Annotated in this window: 15 protein-coding genes; 4 read left to right on the top strand and 11 right to left on the bottom strand. The window is 33.8% G+C overall.

The window, feature by feature from the left end; all coding sequences use genetic code 11:
• Window positions 1–263: 263 nt before the first annotated feature.
• Window positions 264–1,106 (bottom strand): leucine-rich repeat domain-containing protein, encoded by an 843-nt coding sequence (locus tag JI750_RS00895; RefSeq protein ID WP_201998331.1) that lies wholly within the window; start codon window positions 1,104–1,106, stop codon window positions 264–266.
• A gap of 179 nt (window positions 1,107–1,285) precedes the next feature.
• Here JI750_RS00895 and JI750_RS00900 point away from each other — a divergent pair, with 179 nt between their 5' ends.
• Window positions 1,286–1,774 carry a DUF1761 domain-containing protein gene (locus JI750_RS00900; RefSeq protein WP_201998333.1) on the top strand — a complete coding sequence of 163 codons (489 nt, stop codon included), beginning with the start codon at window positions 1,286–1,288 and terminating at the stop codon, window positions 1,772–1,774.
• Between the two features lie 119 nt (window positions 1,775–1,893).
• Window positions 1,894–3,039 (top strand): GNAT family N-acetyltransferase, encoded by a 1,146-nt coding sequence (locus JI750_RS00905; RefSeq protein ID WP_201998334.1) that lies wholly within the window; start codon window positions 1,894–1,896, stop codon window positions 3,037–3,039.
• Window positions 3,040–3,042: 3 nt separating this feature from the next.
• On the opposite strand, the gene JI750_RS00910 is transcribed toward JI750_RS00905, so the two are convergent.
• Complete coding sequence (locus tag JI750_RS00910) at window positions 3,043–3,912, bottom strand: diacylglycerol/lipid kinase family protein (protein WP_201998335.1); 870 nt, start codon at window positions 3,910–3,912, stop codon at window positions 3,043–3,045.
• A gap of 61 nt (window positions 3,913–3,973) precedes the next feature.
• Between JI750_RS00910 and JI750_RS00915 the strand changes: the two genes are divergently transcribed.
• A complete protein-coding gene (locus tag JI750_RS00915; RefSeq protein WP_201998336.1) occupies window positions 3,974–4,936 on the top strand; it encodes an App1 family protein phosphatidate phosphatase in 963 nt (320 codons plus the stop codon).
• 341 nt (window positions 4,937–5,277) lie between these two features.
• Here JI750_RS00915 and JI750_RS00920 read toward each other — a convergent pair whose 3' ends face one another.
• Window positions 5,278–7,197 carry an ABC-F family ATP-binding cassette domain-containing protein gene (locus tag JI750_RS00920; protein ID WP_201998337.1) on the bottom strand — a complete coding sequence of 640 codons (1,920 nt, stop codon included), beginning with the start codon at window positions 7,195–7,197 and terminating at the stop codon, window positions 5,278–5,280.
• A 437-nt stretch (window positions 7,198–7,634) separates the two neighbouring features.
• Between JI750_RS00920 and JI750_RS00925 the strand changes: the two genes are divergently transcribed.
• Window positions 7,635–8,018 carry a DUF983 domain-containing protein gene (locus tag JI750_RS00925; protein ID WP_201998338.1) on the top strand — a complete coding sequence of 128 codons (384 nt, stop codon included), beginning with the start codon at window positions 7,635–7,637 and terminating at the stop codon, window positions 8,016–8,018.
• On the opposite strand, the gene JI750_RS00930 is transcribed toward JI750_RS00925, so the two are convergent.
• From JI750_RS00930 to topA, 8 genes are all read right to left on the bottom strand, one after another.
• Window positions 7,999–9,072 (bottom strand): NAD(P)/FAD-dependent oxidoreductase, encoded by a 1,074-nt coding sequence (locus JI750_RS00930; RefSeq protein WP_201998339.1) that lies wholly within the window; start codon window positions 9,070–9,072, stop codon window positions 7,999–8,001. The two genes, JI750_RS00925 and JI750_RS00930, sit on opposite strands and share 20 nt — an antisense overlap.
• 75 nt (window positions 9,073–9,147) lie before the next feature.
• A complete protein-coding gene (gene porN, locus JI750_RS00935; protein ID WP_201999751.1) occupies window positions 9,148–10,137 on the bottom strand; it encodes a type IX secretion system ring subunit PorN/GldN in 990 nt (329 codons plus the stop codon).
• A gap of 182 nt (window positions 10,138–10,319) precedes the next feature.
• On the bottom strand, window positions 10,320–11,309 hold the full coding sequence (gene porN / locus JI750_RS00940; RefSeq protein ID WP_201998341.1) for a type IX secretion system ring subunit PorN/GldN: 990 nt from the start codon (window positions 11,307–11,309) through the stop codon (window positions 10,320–10,322).
• Between the two features lie 44 nt (window positions 11,310–11,353).
• Window positions 11,354–12,895: a type IX secretion system motor protein PorM/GldM gene (gene porM, locus JI750_RS00945; RefSeq protein ID WP_201998343.1), complete on the bottom strand. Its 1,542-nt coding sequence runs from the start codon at window positions 12,893–12,895 to the stop codon at window positions 11,354–11,356.
• A 52-nt stretch (window positions 12,896–12,947) separates the two neighbouring features.
• Entirely contained in the window at window positions 12,948–13,595 is a 648-nt protein-coding gene (porL, locus tag JI750_RS00950) for a type IX secretion system motor protein PorL/GldL (protein WP_008467092.1), read from the bottom strand.
• Between the two features lie 55 nt (window positions 13,596–13,650).
• Complete coding sequence (gene porK / locus JI750_RS00955) at window positions 13,651–15,045, bottom strand: T9SS ring complex lipoprotein PorK/GldK (protein ID WP_201998345.1); 1,395 nt, start codon at window positions 15,043–15,045, stop codon at window positions 13,651–13,653.
• A 262-nt stretch (window positions 15,046–15,307) separates the two neighbouring features.
• Window positions 15,308–16,459 carry a formimidoylglutamase gene (locus JI750_RS00960; protein WP_201998347.1) on the bottom strand — a complete coding sequence of 384 codons (1,152 nt, stop codon included), beginning with the start codon at window positions 16,457–16,459 and terminating at the stop codon, window positions 15,308–15,310.
• Between the two features lie 6 nt (window positions 16,460–16,465).
• Window positions 16,466–18,982 (bottom strand): type I DNA topoisomerase, encoded by a 2,517-nt coding sequence (gene topA, locus JI750_RS00965; RefSeq protein WP_201998349.1) that lies wholly within the window; start codon window positions 18,980–18,982, stop codon window positions 16,466–16,468.
• Window positions 18,983–19,104 lie beyond the last annotated feature (122 nt).

A 19,104-nucleotide genomic window follows, 5' to 3' on the forward strand; every position in this document is an offset into this window, starting at 1 on the left:
GATTTCTTCTTATTAAGTAATTAGTAATACCGCTGATTAATTCGGTTTTTGGTTCTCCGGATACTTTTTATTAAAGTTATAAAAATTTAGACAAACATAAAAAATTCAATTCTAAATTAAATGTTATATTTTTAAAAGACGAAACCTCTAGAAACCATAAAACCGTAACACAGTTACGGTTTTGGCAATTAACTAAATATATTTAATCAACTTGTTTAACGAGTGTAAAATTCATTCATAAGCATCGATTAATTTTGGGTAAACTATTGTAATTTATTTTCTTGGTTTATTTCTAATAAAAACGGATTTCCATTTTCGTCTATCATTGTCACATTTAAAGCATCCAATAAAGCTATCTTTTTTGAAACTTCTCCTGTAAATTTATTATATGAAAGATTCAATTCTTCCAAATTGCTAAGCTTTTCAATTTCCTGCGGAATATCTCCTGTAAAATCGTTATTAAACAAACTAAAATTCTGCAATGCATTCCAATTAATAATTTCGTTTGTCAAATTTCCTGACAACTTATTATCGTTTAAAAGCAAGATCTTTAATCCCGAAATTTTATAAATAGAAACAGGAAGTTTTCCATTAATCTCGTTATTAAAAACAGCTAAAATTTCTAGCTGATTCAGTTTTCCAATCTCCGACGGAAGCTCTCCTGAAATAGTATTCATAAAAAGCTCCAAATCTTTCAATTTTCCCAATTGGCAAATAGAAGCCGGAATTACACCAGACAATTTGTTGTTGGCAACATTCAGCAATTCCAATTCTTTCAGATTAAAAATCGACGAAGACAAGCTTCCTTCAATTTTATTCTTTTCCAGATTGAGAGATTCTAAATTTACAAGATCATACAGCGCTTCAGGCAATTCTCCTTGCAGATTATTGTCTGCTAAATTCAACGCAACTACTTTTCCATTTTCAACTTTAACTCCGTACCAGGTAGAAACAGACAAACTTAAGTCCCACTTCTTTTTCCATTGCAAACCATTTGTTGCATGATACAATTTTGTAAGTGCCTCTTTTTCTTTATCAGAAACGGTATCTGCCAAAACACTTAGCGAAAAAGCAAATACTAAAGAAAAGGTTATTAAAATTTTCATAACAGATTTGGGATTTGTTACTAGCGTAAAATTATACAATTCACAGCTATAATACACTAAATATCGGCAAACTGTTGAAAAATTTTTTATTTGTAGGATTAATACCTCTTTTTATATTTTTCAGAAACCTACCCCTTTTTTAATTACATTTGAACAACTAATTCTAAAAACCTCATATCATGCAAATTAACTTCGCCGCTTTATTCATTGCAGCCATTGTCACACTCGTAACCGGTTTTATCTGGTACAGCCCAAAAGTATTCGGAACTATCTGGATGAAAGAAAATAATCTTACTCAAGAAGAGTTAAGAAAAGGAAATATGCTTAAAATATTCGGACTAACGTACGTATTTTCCCTAATGATCACTATGACTTTAATGTCTTTAACGATTCATCAGTCTGGCGCAATCGGAATGGTTGGCGGACCGCCTTTAATGGATAGTGCAAAACCTTCATTTGCTGCTTTTATGGCAGATTACGGAATGGCATACAGAACTTTTAAACATGGTGCGCTTCATGGTTTTATGTCAGGACTATTTTTCGCATTTCCGTTAATCGGAATCAACGGCTTATTCGAAAGAAAATCTTGGAAATATATTTTCATTCATGCTGGATATTGGATTCTTACCTTAACTCTTATGGGCGGAATCATTTGTGGATTTGCTTAATATCACTAATAAAAAACCCGTTTGATAAACTTACTTCAAACGGGTTTTTCTTAATAATAACTTAAAGCAGATAAGTTATTACAAATATTATCTAATTTTGAAGAAATTAGCTCACTCTTTTGAATACAACATATTCTTTCCAGATTTACAAAAGCGCATCTTTATTGCCTGTAGAATGGAACTCGCTTGCAGCAAATAACATCTTTTTGACTCGAGAATATCTCGAAGTGCTGGAAAACTCTTGTCCAGTAAATATGACTTGTCATTTCATTGCACTTTTTGAAGAGGAAAAATTAATCGGAATTGTGTTAACACAGTTCTTATTTGCAGAGAAACTAGAATCTTTTGGAGAACGTGACAAATGCTTAAAAACTTCGGTACGCAATTTTGCCTTAAAAAATTTCGCTTCTCACGTTTTATTTGTTGGGAATAATATGCTTACAGGACAAAATGCTTTTATTTTTGACAAGAACATCAAAGAATCAAAAGCGATTAAAACACTTCATAAAGCAATTAATCAGTTAAAAAAAGATCTGAAAGAAAGCGGAAAAAAAGTTCACATAACCAGCATAAAAGATTTTACAGCAAAAGAAATAGAACCGCTTCGAGCTGAATTTAAAAACAATTACACCTTTTCGACCCAACCCAACATGATTTTCAACATCAAAGAAAGCTGGAAAACCGAACAGAATTACATCGATGCCTTGTCAAAAAAATACCGTGATCAATACAAACGCGCACGAAAAAAATCGGAAGGAATTATAAAACAGCAAATGTCACTTTCCGACATCAGACAATATGAAGATATTATTTATGACCTCTATTTTCATGTTGCCAAAAATGCACCTTTCAACACCTTTTTCTTAGCTCGCAACCATTTTAGTTTTTTTAAAGAAATAATGGGAGACAACTTTCTTCTATATGGTTATTTCTTAGATGAAAAACTAATTGGTTTCAATACTTTAATCAAAAATGGCAACGTAATGGACACCTATTTTTTAGGTTACGACGAAAGCATTCAACGAGAAAAAATGCTGTATTTAAATATGCTCTACGACATGATTGCATATTCTATCAAGAAAGGCTTCCGTGAAATTGTCTTTGCCAGAACTGCTCTCGAAATCAAAAGTTCCGTTGGCGCAAAACCTGTAAAAATGTATGGTTTAATTACGCATAGCAACGCTTTAATTAATCATAATATTTCCAGATTTTTTAATTATTTGGAACCCAAAACAGAATGGCAAGAACGCAATCCGTTTAAATAAAACTTACGGAACCGCAATTTTCATCTGCTTATGCAGAATATCGATTTCCAATGAAGTCTGGGCGCCGCAATATTCTCCATCAATTTGAAAATTAACGGGATAATCAGTTTTAATTTCTGCTTTATTCGTTGAAATAATTACGATATCCTCAGAGTCAATAGGCATATTTCCGGTAATTATTTTTCCGATTAGAAGCAGATCAAGACTTTTCAAAATCACCAGCTCAAACTTTCCATCATTCATAGCGCCATTCGGATTGATGATTACACCCGTTCCATATTTCTGCGAATTGGCAATTACAATCATTCTCGCAACATGCTGTACCGTTTTATTATTTGCTGAAATTGTTGCCACAAAAGGCTCTTCAGATTCTTTAAGCGTCGTAAAAGCTTGGAGCGCGTAACCCCAAAATCCTCGAACATCACTTTGCTCATAGTTTTTAACCAGATTGGCATTTAAACCAAGGTCGCTTAAATGAATGCTTTTTTTGCCGTTGATGCAAATCATATCCATTTCTATATAGTGATGTAAAAAGGCTATTTTAAGGTTCTCCTCTATCCCATCTGGAAGATTCAAGTCTACCGAAAGTCCGTTTGCAGAACCTGCAGGCAAAATCCCGATTATAACATCTTGATCTTCCATGGCTTCTGCAACCATTTTTATCGTTCCGTCACCTCCTGCCACAACAATACGTTCTGGCTCAGATTCATCATATAAAGATTGTATCGTCCTTAAATCATTTTTTCCTGTAGTTTCATACACTTCCAAATCAAAATGATTGGTTGCCGCAAACTCTTCGACAGCATCAATCAAATCAGATTTATCTAAGTCTCCAGAAATAGGATTTACAACAAATAGAATATTCTTTTTCAAAATTTTATCTTTAAAATCAATTAAATTAAGTAAATTACAGTTACATAAATATACGTAATTAATGAAACCAATTCTACAATTATATCGCGGTTATGCAAATGAACAAGAGCTAATTGTAATGGGGCACGTTTTAAAAAGGGAAAACAAATACAATTTTGAGAAAAGGAAATTAAAAAATGCTACTTCTATTCTTCGATTGTTCAGAATAAAAACCATTAAAAATTTTGATGTTTACCTTCACTACAATAATGAAGTAATTCACACCAAAACACTTGACGACGGTTACTTTAACTTCTGTATTCCGCTAGAAAAAGAAACTCACTTTGGATGGATGTCCTATGAAGTAAGTATAAAATACCGTAACGAAACCACAACTTGCAAAGGCAGTTTTATAAGACCACACAAAGGAAAACTCGGAATCATATCTGATATTGACGATACTTTTCTGATTTCACATACCAATAACTTCTTTCGAAAACTTTATATTCTATTATTTAAAAATGTAAACGACCGTAAAGTTTTTAATGATGTTGTACCGCATTATCAAGCTTTAAGTTCTGCGGGAAGAGATAATGTAGAAGAAGTAAATGCATTTTTTTACATCTCTAGCAGTGAATGGAATTTATACCGATTTATTGCCAAATTCACGCAAATTAACAAACTCCCAAAAGCTGTTTTTCTCCTAAAAGATATCAAACGTGGCATTACCGATTTCTTTATGAGCGGAAGAGGAAATCACGATCATAAATATGAAAAAATCAAACATGTTGTTGAGTTTTATCCAACACTTAAATATGTTTTAATGGGTGATGATTCTCAGCACGATCCAAAACTCTACGAAAGAATCTGCAAAATATTTCCCGTGACTGTAGTTGCCGTGTATATAAGACAAACTGGAAAATCTCCTAAAAAAGAAGTCCAAAAGATTTTAAAAAATCTGGAAAGCATAAATGTTTCGGTGTGCTATTTTAAAGAAAGTAGCAAAGCGATAGAACATTCTAGATCTATTGGGATTATTAAGTAGTTTTTAAAACTTAAATAATTTGGGCGAGACAACATTAGAAAAAGTGGGCCAACATACTTTGTCTTTATTTGCCCACTTTCTCTAATGCTGTCGGGCTGTACGCGCTACTTCGGTAGCTTGCTCCCATCCCTCTCGCGACCAATCTTTGTCGAGCTACTTACGAAGATCCCTCCTTCCTTGGAATGACATACTCTGTGAAAAATGAGCAACTTTCATCAGCCTAGATTGATCCTAAAAAATAGATTAGCTCCTGAAAATCAAAAAACCTTTATCAAAGTTTGAAACTTTGACAAAGGTTTACATATATTTTCGAGTAATGTGACTGTGACCGAGACTATAGACTAAGCATTCATCCCTTCAATATCTTCTGAGACAACTTCCCAATCAATTAATAATTGCTCTAAATCTTGTTTCTTTTTATTGTAAGCCGTAAAAAATGAAGCGTCTTCGATGTGTTTATCATAATTAGTTTCAAGCATTTTATCGTCATGCTGGATCTGTTTTTCTAATTGCTGAATCTGACTTTCAATTTTACTTAATTTGTTCTGAAGTGCTTTTCCTTTCTTCTGATCTTCATAAGATACTTTGGCAACTTCTTTTTCTTTTGGAGCTTCCTTTTTCACCACATCTTTTTTCTCCACTTCGCGCATATTTTCAAGATTGCGTTGTTCTAAGAAAAAGTTGATGTCTCCAAGATATTCTTTAATTTTTTGATCTTTAAATTCGTACACTATATTTGACATTCCTTGAAGAAAATCCCTGTCGTGAGAAACTAATAATAAAGTTCCGCCAAATTTTTGAAGCGCCGCTTTTAAAACATTTTTAGATTTAATATCTAAGTGGTTCGTAGGCTCATCCATCAGCAACACGTTGATTGGCTGTAATAACAATTTACAAAGTGCCAAACGGTTACGTTCTCCTCCAGAAAGGACTTTTACTTTTTTCTCAACATCATCTCCGCGGAATAAAAACGAACCCAACATATCACGAACTTTCATTCGGTTTGTATCGGTTGCCGCATCTTCCATTGTTTGAAGCAAAGTAATTTCTCCATCTAAATATTCAGCTTGATTTTGAGCAAAATACCCTAATTGCACATTATGCCCTAATTTGATATTTCCTTGGTATTCAAATTCGTTTACTAGCGCTTTAATGAAAGTCGATTTTCCTTGTCCGTTTTGTCCAACAAAAGCAATTTTACTTCCTCTTTCAACCAACAAACTAATATCTTTAAGAATCGTTTTGTCTCCGTAAGCTTTTGTTACATGTTCAGCTTCAATAACTACTTTTCCTGGTTCTTTAGAAACTGGGAAAGAGATATTCATTACCGAATTATCATCTTCATCTACTTCAATTCTTTCTACTTTATCTAATTTTTTAATCAACGATTGCGCCATTGAAGCTTTTGAAGCCTTTGCACGGAATTTCTCGATTAATTTTTCTGTTTCTTCAATCTTCTTCTGCTGATTCTTTTGAGTAGCCAATTGCTTCTCGCGAATTTCATGACGAAGCTCTAAATACTGAGTATATGGCTTATTGAAATCGTATGCTTTTCCTAACGAAATTTCGATTGTTCTATTCGTCACATTATCCAAAAACATTTTATCGTGCGATACAATTACCACAACTCCAGGATAATTGCGAAGGAAATTCTCCAACCAAATGATACTTTCAATATCTAAGTGATTGGTTGGCTCATCTAGAAGCAATACATCATTAGACTGCAATAAAAGTTTTGCCAACTCAATACGCATTCTCCATCCTCCAGAAAAAGTCTCGGTTTGGTTATTAAAAACTTCTCTTTTAAAACCTAAACCTAAAAGGATTTTTTCTGTATCTCCCACATAATTATATCCACCAAGAAGATCAAAACGATGTGTGTAATCAGACAAATCTTCTATAATCTGCCCATATTCTTCACTTTCATAGTCGGTTCTTGTAACCAATTGATGATTGATTTCTTCTAGTTTTTTCTCTACAGCTTTAATTTCTGTAAAAGCCTCATACGCTTCTTCCAAAACGGTTCTTCCATGTTCAAAATCAATATCCTGACGCAAGAATCCCATTTTTATATCTTTCTCTTGAGAAATTACTCCAGAATCAGGTTTAAAATCTCCAGCTAACATTTTTAGCATTGTAGATTTACCTGCCCCGTTTTTACCAACAAGACCTACGCGGTCGCCGGCACCCAAACGAAAAGTAACTTCTTCAAATAAATAGGTTCCTCCAAAAGAAACGGAAAGATTGTGTATATTAAGCATAATGTATTGCTGTAAATGTAAAGGCTAGAAAACCTTTTTTATTCATTAAATAAATAAACTGTAAAAAGACAAATATCCTGTTACAATTTTGAAAGTGCAAAAGTATAACTTTTAATTGAAGTTTTTATACTGAAAAACAATAGCTTTTGTAATATTCAAAAACTAAAAGCCTTGTTTAATTCAGAACTTTCCTTATTTAGTTAAGCCAAAAAACAATTGCATTGAGAATATATCTTTTTTGCATTTTAGAAAAAAGAAAAATTGTCATGGCAAACATTTTACTCAAAATCAAATCAGCATAAGCTGTAAGTTTTTATCCTGATTTAGTAGCTTAAAGCCTCAAAATACTTTATATTTGCTTTAAATAATTACTCCCATTCACACTGGTATCCAAATACAATCGAGGTGAATTGAAAGACTATAAAATTTACTTAAAAATGTTCAAAAGAGGCTCCAAACTAAATAGCATAATAACAGGAAGTTGTCCAAAATGCCAAAAAGAAAGCATGTATGAAGACACAAATCCGCTTCATTTAAGTAAAGTTCTCAAAATGAATGAGCATTGCAGCCACTGCGGCTTTAAATACCAGATTGAACCTTCATTCTTTTATGGTGCCATGTATGTTAGTTATGCCCTAAATGTAGCTGTAGGTGTTGCTGCATTTATTGTTTCATTTGTTTTTTTTAACACCACAATAGAGCAGTCATTTTTGGCAATTATTATAACACTGGTTCTTTTATTTCCATTTGTTTTGCGGCTTTCAAGAAACTTATATATTAATATGTTTGTTTCTTACGATCCTAATGCTGGCAAAAAGTAAGGCCTTTCAAATATCTTTTATGGAATCGTTTAATGTCAGCTTCTCTGTCTAGCGGAACATTATTCTCGATATGATCGTATAATGCTTTCGCCATTGCCGGACCAAGCATTACACCGCGTGTTCCCAAACCGTTAAGAATATGCAGAGACTTATGTTCTTCATGCGTTCCAAGCAAAGGTCGTCGATCTGCAACCGTTGGGCGGACTCCAGCAAAGTGTTTTACTATTTCAAAATCGCAATTAATAATTTCTTTAATACGCTCCAAAAGCTCTTGCTTGCCTTCTTCTGTAGGCTCAGCAGTTTTATCATGCCAATTGTAAGTTGCCCCAACTTTGAATAGATCGTTGCCTAGAGGCAAAATAAAAACGCTTGTATTTACAATTACATCTAGATTCAAATCTGGTGCTTTTATAATAAACAATTCCCCTTTTGTCCCATCTAGCGGAAGATAGTTAAAGAAAGGATTTTTATGCATTCCAAAGCCTTCAGCAAAAATGATATGGCGAGCCTGAATATTTTTATATCGAATTTCTGAATCTAAAAATTCAATGTGACTAAAATCAAAAGATTCTTCTCTCAACAAATCATTCTCAAGTAAATATTGCCTATACACATCTAGCAATAAAGCAGTATCAACATATCCTGTATGCAAAACTTCACCGTAGTCGAATGGAGAGTCGATGCTTTTATATTTTTTTGAAATTAATTTAGTAGACAAAAAAGGAGCTAGATTTATTTTATCTGAAGCTGCAAACCAATTGTTCTGCTCTTCAATTGAAAAGAACTTTCTTAAAACTGGCATTTTAAAGTTGAATTTCTCTTTGAGCTTCTCTTCTACTTTATCATAAAACTCGTTCATCAATACAAGTTGCTCTTTTGCATTCCAGACTTCACTAAAGCGCTTTAATATTACAGGATTATACAAACCGCCAGCAATTCTAGAGGAATTCTGAGATTTGTCATCTAAAAGTAAAATTGATTTGTTGTTCTTAAGGGCGACTTCGGCAAAAGAAATTCCAGCCAATCCAGATCCGACAATTAAATAATCAAGCATTGTAGTATATAAATAAAATAAAAAAACTCTTATTACAAAGGTAGCAAGAGTTTTTCTTATTATGAGTTTATCGACTTAGTAATTCCACATATCTTCCTCAAAATTACGAATCTTCTCTTTCACTCTTTCAGATTCTAACAATTGACTTTGCGCATTGTCTCTAATATAATCTTTAATTTCACGATCACCATACACATTTTCCTCTTTATATATTACAGAATTAAAACGTCTCGAATTCAAGATTTGATCAAATGAAATTGGCAATGCCGAATTTTGATCGTTGAAAGCTTTTCCTTCATGTAACACCTCACGGGCATTTGGAAAGAAGACCCAAAAGAGTTCAATATAATCCTTTTCATCACTATTCATAGTATATACATCAGGGGTTATAGGACAAATTCCAAGTAAACGATATTTTAAATCACTTTGTCTCTTATCAAAATACCAAAAACCTTTAATCTTATACATACTCACATCTGCAGCCGTTAAATCCTGTTTCAAGATATATTCAGCAGGGACCGTTCTTGTTGGCCCTACTGTCTGGTCTACATAAGTAACTTTTTTATTCTTACCTGTACCCGTAACGACTTTCTTCTTAACAACACGAGTCCTATAATCATCAGGATACTGATTGATTAGCTCTCGCCCAGCATCTGTTGTATCAACACGCGATAAAGCACCTTGAATATCTTTTAAAGACTTTTTTGTATTGAAATAACTATCAGTATAAACTTCAGTAATTTTGCCACTTCTAATACCCTTCGTTAAAATATCATAAAGTGAGCGCCTATCTGGGCCTATGTTAGCAGTATCTACTGGAAAATATAATGGAAAATTGATTTTTTCATTTAAATCGATAATTTCCCAAACCATTTTTCCCATCAAAACATCACGATCATCGACATAACCATATGCTAATGGTTTATCGTTATCAGATATCATTTGGGCTGCCGTCCTAACTCCAATCTGATCAGCGGTTTTGGCATTAAGTAAATTAGACTGAGCATTAGAAGACAAGCCTCCAAGAACAGTAACAATAGCAACTAATAAATTTCTTACTTTCATCATGATAATTTTTTACAAGACATTAAACGAAATTTTATTATAAATATTGTTATTTTTCTTACATAAATATAAATTAATTAACCTAATCCTATTCAGACGGGTGTTTATTAATTTATGGACATAAAAAAAACTCTTACTACAAAGGTAGTAAGAGTTTTTTAATTATTATACTATGTATCAACTTAGTAGTTCCACATATCTTGCTCGAAGTTGCGAATTTTTTCTTTCACTCTCTCAGATTCTAACAACTGATTTTGTGCATTGTCTTTCATGTAATCACTAATAGCTCTGTCTCCATAAAGATTTTCTTCTTTGTAAACCACAGCATTAAAGCGTCTAGAATTTAAAATCTGATCAAATGAGATTGGAAGAGCTGAATTGTTGTCGTTGAAAGCTTTTGCTTCATGCAATGCTTCTCTTGCATTTGGGAAGAATATCCAAAACAATTCAATATAATCCTTTTCATCACTATTCATGGTATAAACGTCTGGAGTTACTGGACAAAGTCCAAGTAAACGATATTTCAATTCACTTTGACGTTTATCAAAATACCAGTAACCTTTAATTTTATACTGAGTAACATCTGCAGCAGTTAAATCTTGTTTCAAAATATATTCAGCAGGAACCGTTCTTGTTGGTCCAACTGTTTCTTCAACGTAAGAAACCGATTTGTTTTTACCTTTACCAGAAACTACTTTTTTCTTCACAACACGTGATTTGTAGTCATCTGGATATTGGTTGATCAACTCTCTTCCTGCATCTGTTGTATCAATACGAGACAATGATCCTTCGATGTCTTTCATAGATTTTTTAGTGTTAAAATAACTGTCAGTATACACTTCAGTGATTTTTCCACTTTTAATAGCTTTAGTTAAAACGTCATAAAGAGAACGTCTGTTAGGACCAATATTAGCTGTATCTACCGGAAAATACATTGGAAAGTTAATTTTTTCATTTAAATCAATGATTTCCCATGTTGTTTTTCCCATCAAGATATCTCTATCATCTACATAACCATAAGCCAAAGGCTTATCATTATCAGATATCAATTGAGCAGGAGTTTTAAGTCCAATCTGATCAGGAGTCTTTGCATTAAGCAAATTAGATTGCGCATTAGAAGCAAAACCTCCAGCGATAGAAACAATAGCTATTAAAAAATTTCTTACTTTCATCGTGGTATCGTTATAAGATATTGAATGTAGTTGACACTACTTTATTATTGTATTTCGTAAATTACAGGAGCAGTTCTTGGCAATAAATAACTACCAGCTCCAACAAGTTTAGTTTTAATTTCAGAAATAGTAACTTGGTCTCCTTTACCTGCTCTTGAAAGTACTTGTTTACATTGTGCATTCATTTTGTTTCCTGAAACAACAACTGTAGGCTGTCCAGCAATTTTCATATTGAATCCAACAACATCTAAACCAACTTCAAAATCAAAATCAAGAAGTTTAGCTCCAATAGTAGCAATCTCTAAGTTAGATTTAGGACCTTTAACAACTCCCATCTCACCTCTAATTGTTCCTGTTGGACCAGGAATACCTTTAATTCTGAATGTTTTCTTATCAGTTACTTTATCACCGTTTGGTAAAGTACCAGTTACAGAAATTGTAGTTTCAGTACCTTGACCTGGGCTCATGTTATATTTTCCTGGTTTTCCAGCAGAAGATAAACCTGGAGCACTTGCAACAATTTTGTTAGCATCAACACCAGCAAAAGATACAGAGATTGGGTTAACAACTCCTCTATACACAACGTTCATTTTATCTGCAGAAATTGTAGCAGCGTTTGGTCTTGGAACTACAACGTATTTACCAGAGAATTTTAAAGGAATATTTTTTCCATCCTCTAAGAAAGTAAATTGTCCGTTGATGTCTTGTTCTCCAACTCCACCAGCAGTTAAAGAGATAACAGCTTGTCCGTTAACAATTTGTCCAGGACCTTGGAAAGAAGTTGGTGTAGTGTTTTCGTCATAACGACCTAAAACAACTTTACCAGTAACTTTTTCTCCTTGGAAATAAGCATTTTTATCTAAAACAACGATTGCTTGGTAGTTGCTGTAAGAAGCAGCAGCAACTGCAGCTTTACCTAATGCACTGTTGTAAACGTCAGTTTCAACTTTTTTAACGTCATTTTGCCAAGCTGAAAGTTTTGCAGCTGTAGCAATTGCAGGAAATCCTTTAAAGTGGTACGCTAAGTATTTTTCTTTAAGCCCTTCTTTATTTTTAACATCAGAAACATCAAATTTCTTTTCAACCTCTGCAATAATTGCAGCGTATTTTTTGTCTGTTCCTAAAGCCGCTTTGATATCAGCTTTATATTTTTCGATTTTAGAGATAATTTCGTTACCTTTTTTAGTGTAACCGTCTCCTGTAAACCAGTCGTCGATATTATCTCCTCTATCCATAGACTCATAAGGCATTTTTCCAGTTGCTTTATCAACTTCAAAACCTTTAACTGCCTGAGCTTTTAGAGTAGCTATATAATCATAAAAATCTTTTGTAATTGTTTCAACTTTGTGAGCTGTTACTGCAGCAATAGCAAATTCTCCTTTTGCCTCAGCAGCTTTTTGATCTAAAGAGCTTAATAAACCAGCGTTTGACTCTGTAGAACTAGTGTTTGCACCTTCGAATTTTTCATTCATCAAACCAAAAGCAGAAATTACTTCTTTTGATACGTTCATTGCTAACATTGCGATGAAAACCAGGTACATCAGGTTAATCATCTTCTGTCTAGGGGTTAATTTTCCTCCTGCCATTTTTTTCTAATTAGTTCTTTATTAATAAATTTAATATTTAGTTAAAAACTAATTATCCTTTGTTACTCATTGCAGAAAGCATACCACCGTAAACGCTGTTTAAAGAAGCGATGTTTGCAGTCATTGATGCCATTTGTTCTTTTAATTTAGAAGCGTTTTCAGCGATTTCTTTGTTAGCTTCAGCATTTCTAGAAGCGCTTTCTAATTGAACTTTATATAAACTGTTTAATGATTCCATTTGAGCAGCAGCAACAGATAATTCTTCAGAATATTTCTTTTGACCTGCGATTGAATCTACAGTTGGAGCAATTCCTTTAGCAGCAGATTCGAAGTTTTTGATGCTGTTTCCTAAACTTGACATTAATTCACCGTCAATTTTAGCTTCTTTTAATAATGTGTCTAATTTTTGAGATAATAATCCTTGAGCGTCAGTTGGAGTTTCAGCTTTAGCTTTTTTCTCTCTAGCTTGTCCATTAGCTAATTCTGGGTAAACTAGAGTCCAATCTAGTTCTTCTTCAACTGGTTCGAAAGCAGAAAGCGCGAAAATTAAAGCCTCAGTAACTAATCCTACTGAAAGCATAACTGTACCTGTTAAAGGTCCAATCTCAAAGTGAGTAATTTTGAATAACGCTCCAACGATTACCACTGCCGCTCCCATACCATAAGCGAAATTCATTGCTTTTTTACTTAATAATGCCATAATACTTTTTTTTTAGGTTTAAAATAGATTTGTTGGATATTGAATTAATTATAAATTACTTTTTTCTGTTTCCTGTAACTTGAGTACCCATGTAATCTTGTACAGTTCTGAATCCGATGTAACTTCTAGCAGAATCAGCATATTCGTGGTCACGAGTGCTTACCTGTAGGAAATAAGCAACATCTTTCCAAGAACCTCCACGAACTACTTTTCTTTGATTTTTACCATCGATAACGTTTGGATTCATTGTTGATACATACTCGTAAGCGTTTGGATTATAAGCTGAATCTGTCCACTCAGAAACGTTTCCTGCCATATTGTATAATCCGTAACCATTCACATCGTATGATTTAGCTTCAACTGTATAAAGAGCTTCGTCAGCAGCATAATCTCCTCTACTTGGTTTGAAGTTTGCTAAGAAACAACCTCTATCACTCTTAGTGTAAGGACCTCCCCATGGGTAAGTTGCAGACTCCAGACCTCCTCTAGCAGCATACTCCCATTCCGCCTCAGTAGGTAATCTGAAAGCATTTACTAAGTCACGTCCTTTTTTCTTAGATTTAATGTAGCTGTTTTTGTTTAAAGTTCTCCATGCACAGAATGCTTTAGCTTGTTTCCAAGTTACACCAACTACTGGATAATCTCCGTAAGCCTTATGCCAGAAATAATCATTATGCATTGGCTCATTATATGAATAAGCAAAATCTTTAATCCAAACTGCAGTATCAGGATAAACATTTACCTGCTCAGTTTTTACGAAGTCGCTTCTTTTTCCAACTTTTGCTTTTGCAGCAGCTTGAATATCCATCCAAGAATAACGGAATTTTAATTTATTTACATCAATTGTTCTTAAACCATTATATGATTCTTCAATTGGCAAATACATAGAATCCATTACTTCAGCGTAATACTCATCTGGATATGCTTTAGTATCTTTAATTAACTTAACTTTTCTGTTTAATTTTCTTCCAGCATACGGATCATCTTTTGTACCAACACTATAGTAGTTATCGTACATATATTTATCATAAGCCGTCATTTTTTCTGGATCAGAATCGTTAAAAGCGTAGTCAGCAATGCTTCCTGCTTTTTTACCTTTTCCATCAGTAGCTTTTTGCCCTGTTTCGTCTGCTAAAATTGCTAAACGAACTCTCATTGTAGAGTCTTTTACCCACTCCACAAATTGACGATACTCACTATTTGTAATCTCAGTTTCATCCATGTAAAATGAACGAACAGTTACAGTTTTAGTTGGAGCATCTTCTACGTTAGCTAAATCAGCATCTGATTTACCCATAATAAAAGATCCACCCGGAACTAATGTCATTCCATAAGGCTTCTCAGGATGCCATTTCCCTCCAGTAACACCGACTAATTCACCTTTGTCACCAGACTTACCACAGCCGATTACTAGTGTTAACATTGCTGCAAATGCAATAAACTTCTTCATATAAATTTGGGATTATCTATTCATTATTAAAAGTCCGTAAACGTATTTATTATTTATCTAAAAAACAATACTACTTGCGAATTTATTTTATCGTTCAAAAATAATGTTAAATAAAATAAAAAAAAAATATTTTATCGACAAACTGTAGCAAAAAATCGATGTAAAACGTTAATTTTTATATTATATAAATATTTTCTTACTAATTTATTTTAACCCTTTTAAACAGGTTTTAAAAACTTAAGAATTCACTTAATTTTTTGATCTATAAAGCATTTTTTCGTTGTGCTTTCCACCATCTTTCCGGCAATTCTTGATTGCAAGCCGACAAATATTCGTCGTAAGAACATGGTAATAACGTATTTCTTTTCAATTTATTGCTGCCGTTTGATTCAAATGGAATTTCTATCCACCAACGGTCAGTTTTATCACTTTTATAGAATATCAATTCTTCATCATCTAGCGGAACAATATACTTCAAATAGTTTGCTCGGCTTCCAAATGGATATTCTTTTGAACGATAATGATACCCCTCAATAAAATACCATACAATCTGAGCAATAATAACCGATTCGGCTAATGTGCTATTATGATTAAATACCCCAAAAGAAGAAACTTTATCGCTAATACCAGCATATCTAGCTAAAGCACAAACCTCTTTTCCATTAAATCCGTTTGGCTCAAAAGTAACCATATTTCCTGAAGCAGAAGACTTTACAGAATTCAAATCTATACTAACCAAGTCTGCATCTCTAAAAACAGGCTCAGCCAAAGTAATTTTATTAGAAATTTCGCCTAATCGATAAGCATCAAAAAACAGCTTCTGGATCAAATCGATTTCTTCTTGCGAATTGTAATAAGTCTGATATCCTATATTACAGTAGTTAAAAAGGTTATTTGGCTCGTCTATAATAATCTTTGTTAAGTATGAATTAGCAGAAACTGACTCATTTTCCTTACCAAAATCAAATTTATTATCTACTGCAACCAAATTTACCATCTGCTCCAAATCATCATAAGCGCGATACAAAGCATAGGTCAAATCCTGAGAACCTCCCAGAACTATAGGAATGACTTTATTCTTAATTAATGTAGCCGTAACTTTCTTTAATGCATAATAAGTATCTTCTACTGAATCGCCCGCAAGAATATCACCTAGGTCTGCAATGGAAGCATCCCAGTTACCAGGAAACATACTATAAAGCTTTTTACGCGTAGCAGAAAGATTAACTTCGTTAATCATATTAATGTTGGTACGGTCTTCTAAAACACCAATTATAGCAATATTAATCTGCGCAATATCAGGAAACTGATCTTGGGTATGAAAGACAACTTTGCTTCCAAGCTCTTGTGAAGACAGTGCGCCGACGAATTTTACAATTCCGTCATTAACTGGTTCTAGAAAATCAAATTCCATTTATACTTATTTCTTTTTAGCAGCCGTTTTTTTAGCTGGAGCTTTTTTAGCCGTTGTTGTTTTTTTAGCAGCCGTTTTCTTTGCTGGTGTTTTTGCCGCGATCATTTCTTGAACTTGAGCCAATGTTAATTTTGTTGCATCAACATCTTTACTCAATTCAATTTTGATTTTTCCTTTTAGAATTACAGAACGTCCCCAACGAGCTTTTTCTACTACAATTCCTTCTTCTTCCCAGTTATGAATAACTTTGTCAATATTTTTCTGAAGTTTTTCTTCAATCAGTTCTTCAACATCAGATTGAGAAAGGTTATCAAAATTGTATTTTTTGTTTACGTTTATAAAAAGTCCGTTCCATTTAATGAATGGTCCAAAACGTCCCACTCCTTTTTGAACAGCTTCTCCTTTGTAAACTGCAATTGGCGCATCAGCAAGTGCTTTTTCGTCAATTAATTCCTGAGCTCTTTCTTTCGAAACATTAAGCGGATCTTCTCCTCTTGGCAATGAAATAAAAACACTTCCGTGACGAACATAAGGTCCGTAACGTCCATTATTTACTTCAACTTCTTCTCCTTTATATTCTCCTAAACTTTTTGGAAGCAAGAATAAATTCAAAGCTTCTTCAAGTGTAATGTTTCCAATATTTTGATCAGCCATTAAGCTGGCAAACTTTTTATCTTCATCGTCTGCTTCTCCAATTTGAGCCATTGGTCCAAATTTTCCTAAACGAACAGAAACTTGTCTTCCGTCAGCATCTTTTCCTAAGATTCTTTCTCCACTTTCACGTTCTGCATTTGCCTCAACCTCTTTTACATTTGGATGAAACTGATTGTAGAAATCTTGCATCATTTTTGCCCAGTCAATATTTCCTTCGGCAATTTCGTCGAAATCCTGCTCTACTTTTGCAGTGAAATTGTAATCTAAAATGTTTCCGAAATTCTTTACCAAGAAATCAGTTACAATTGTCCCGATATCTGTTGGAACTAATTTTCCTTTATCAGAACCTGTATTTTCTTTTAACACTTTTTCGCCAACTTTACTGTTTTGCAAAGTAAGCTGTGTATAATTACGTTCTACACCTTCAAGAGTTCCTTTTTCAACATAATTTCTATTGATAATTGTAGAAATAGTCGGTGCATATGTAGATGGACGCCCAATTCCAAGTTCCTCTAGTTTTTTAACCAAAGATGCCTCTGTGTAACGTGCAGGCGGTCTTGAATATCGTTCTGTGGCTGTAATATAGTTATTAGCCAGTTTTTCGTTTACTTTTAAAGCCGGAAGCATACCTTCTTGCTCTTCCTCGTCGTCATCATGTCCTTCTAAGTATACTTTTAAGAAACCTTCAAAAAGCAATACTTCTCCTGAAGCTGTAAAAATTTCATCATGATTATCTGCTTCAATTTTTACGTTTGTTCTTTCCAACTGCGCATCACTCATCTGAGATGCCAAAGTTCTTTTCCAGATCAAATCGTATAAACGAGCTTGGTCACGGTCGATATTTACGGTGTGACGAGACATATCTGTTGGACGAATTGCTTCGTGCGCTTCTTGAGCTCCTTTGTTCTTATTTGCAAAAACTCTCGGCTTAGAGAATTCTTTTCCGTAAGATTTGATAATTTCTGCCTGTGCAGCATCCATCGCTTCCTTAGAAAGGTTCACAGAGTCGGTTCTCATATAAGTGATAAGTCCCGCTTCGTATAAGCGCTGTGCTAACTGCATGGTGATTCCAACTGGCAAATATAATTTTCTTGCTGCTTCCTGCTGTAACGTAGAAGTTGTAAAAGGTGCTGTTGGAGATTTTTTGGTAGGTTTAGTTTCTAAATCGGCTACCTTATATTTAGAACCGATATTTTGATTTAAGAAATCTTCGGCTTCTTTTTTAGTATTAAAGTTTTTCGGAAGTTTTGCTTTGAAAGCTTTTCCTGCTTCGTTTACAAATTCTGCAACAATTGAATATGTTGCAACTGCATTAAAACTTTGTATTTCGCGTTCTCTCTCTACAATCAAACGTACAGAAACCGACTGTACACGACCTGCTGAAAGTCCGCCTTTGATTTTTCTCCATAAAACAGGAGATAATTCATAACCTACTAAACGATCCAGCACACGACGTGCTTGTTGCGCATTTACTAAGTTATAATCAATTTCTCTTGGATTATCAATTGCTTTAAGAATTGCAGATTTTGTAATCTCGTGAAAAACAATACGTTTGGTTTTTTTTGTGTCTAACTTTAATTCTTCCGCCAAGTGCCATGAAATAGCCTCTCCCTCGCGGTCCTCATCGGATGCTAACCAAACCGTTTCGGCATTCTTAGAAAGTGATTTAAGTTTCGTTACCAAGGCTTTTTTATCCGGAGAAACTTCATATTTTGGTTTAAAACCATTTTCTACATCTACTCCTATTTCCTTTGATGGTAAGTCTGCTATGTGACCATAACTTGACTCCACCTGAAAATCACTCCCGAGGAATTTCTCGATCGTTTTCGCCTTTGCAGGTGACTCCACTATTACTAAATTCTTTGCCATTGCTCTATTTTTCTGCAACAAAAGTATTTATTTTTTTTAAATATTAACCTTACGAATGCATTTTTGAAGTATTTTGATATTATGAAACTTAAAATTGCAGATTTATCTGTAATAATCTCGAT

This window comes from Flavobacterium tagetis (assembly GCF_016735615.1).
GTDB classification, from domain to species: Bacteria; Bacteroidota; Bacteroidia; order Flavobacteriales; family Flavobacteriaceae; genus Flavobacterium; species Flavobacterium tagetis.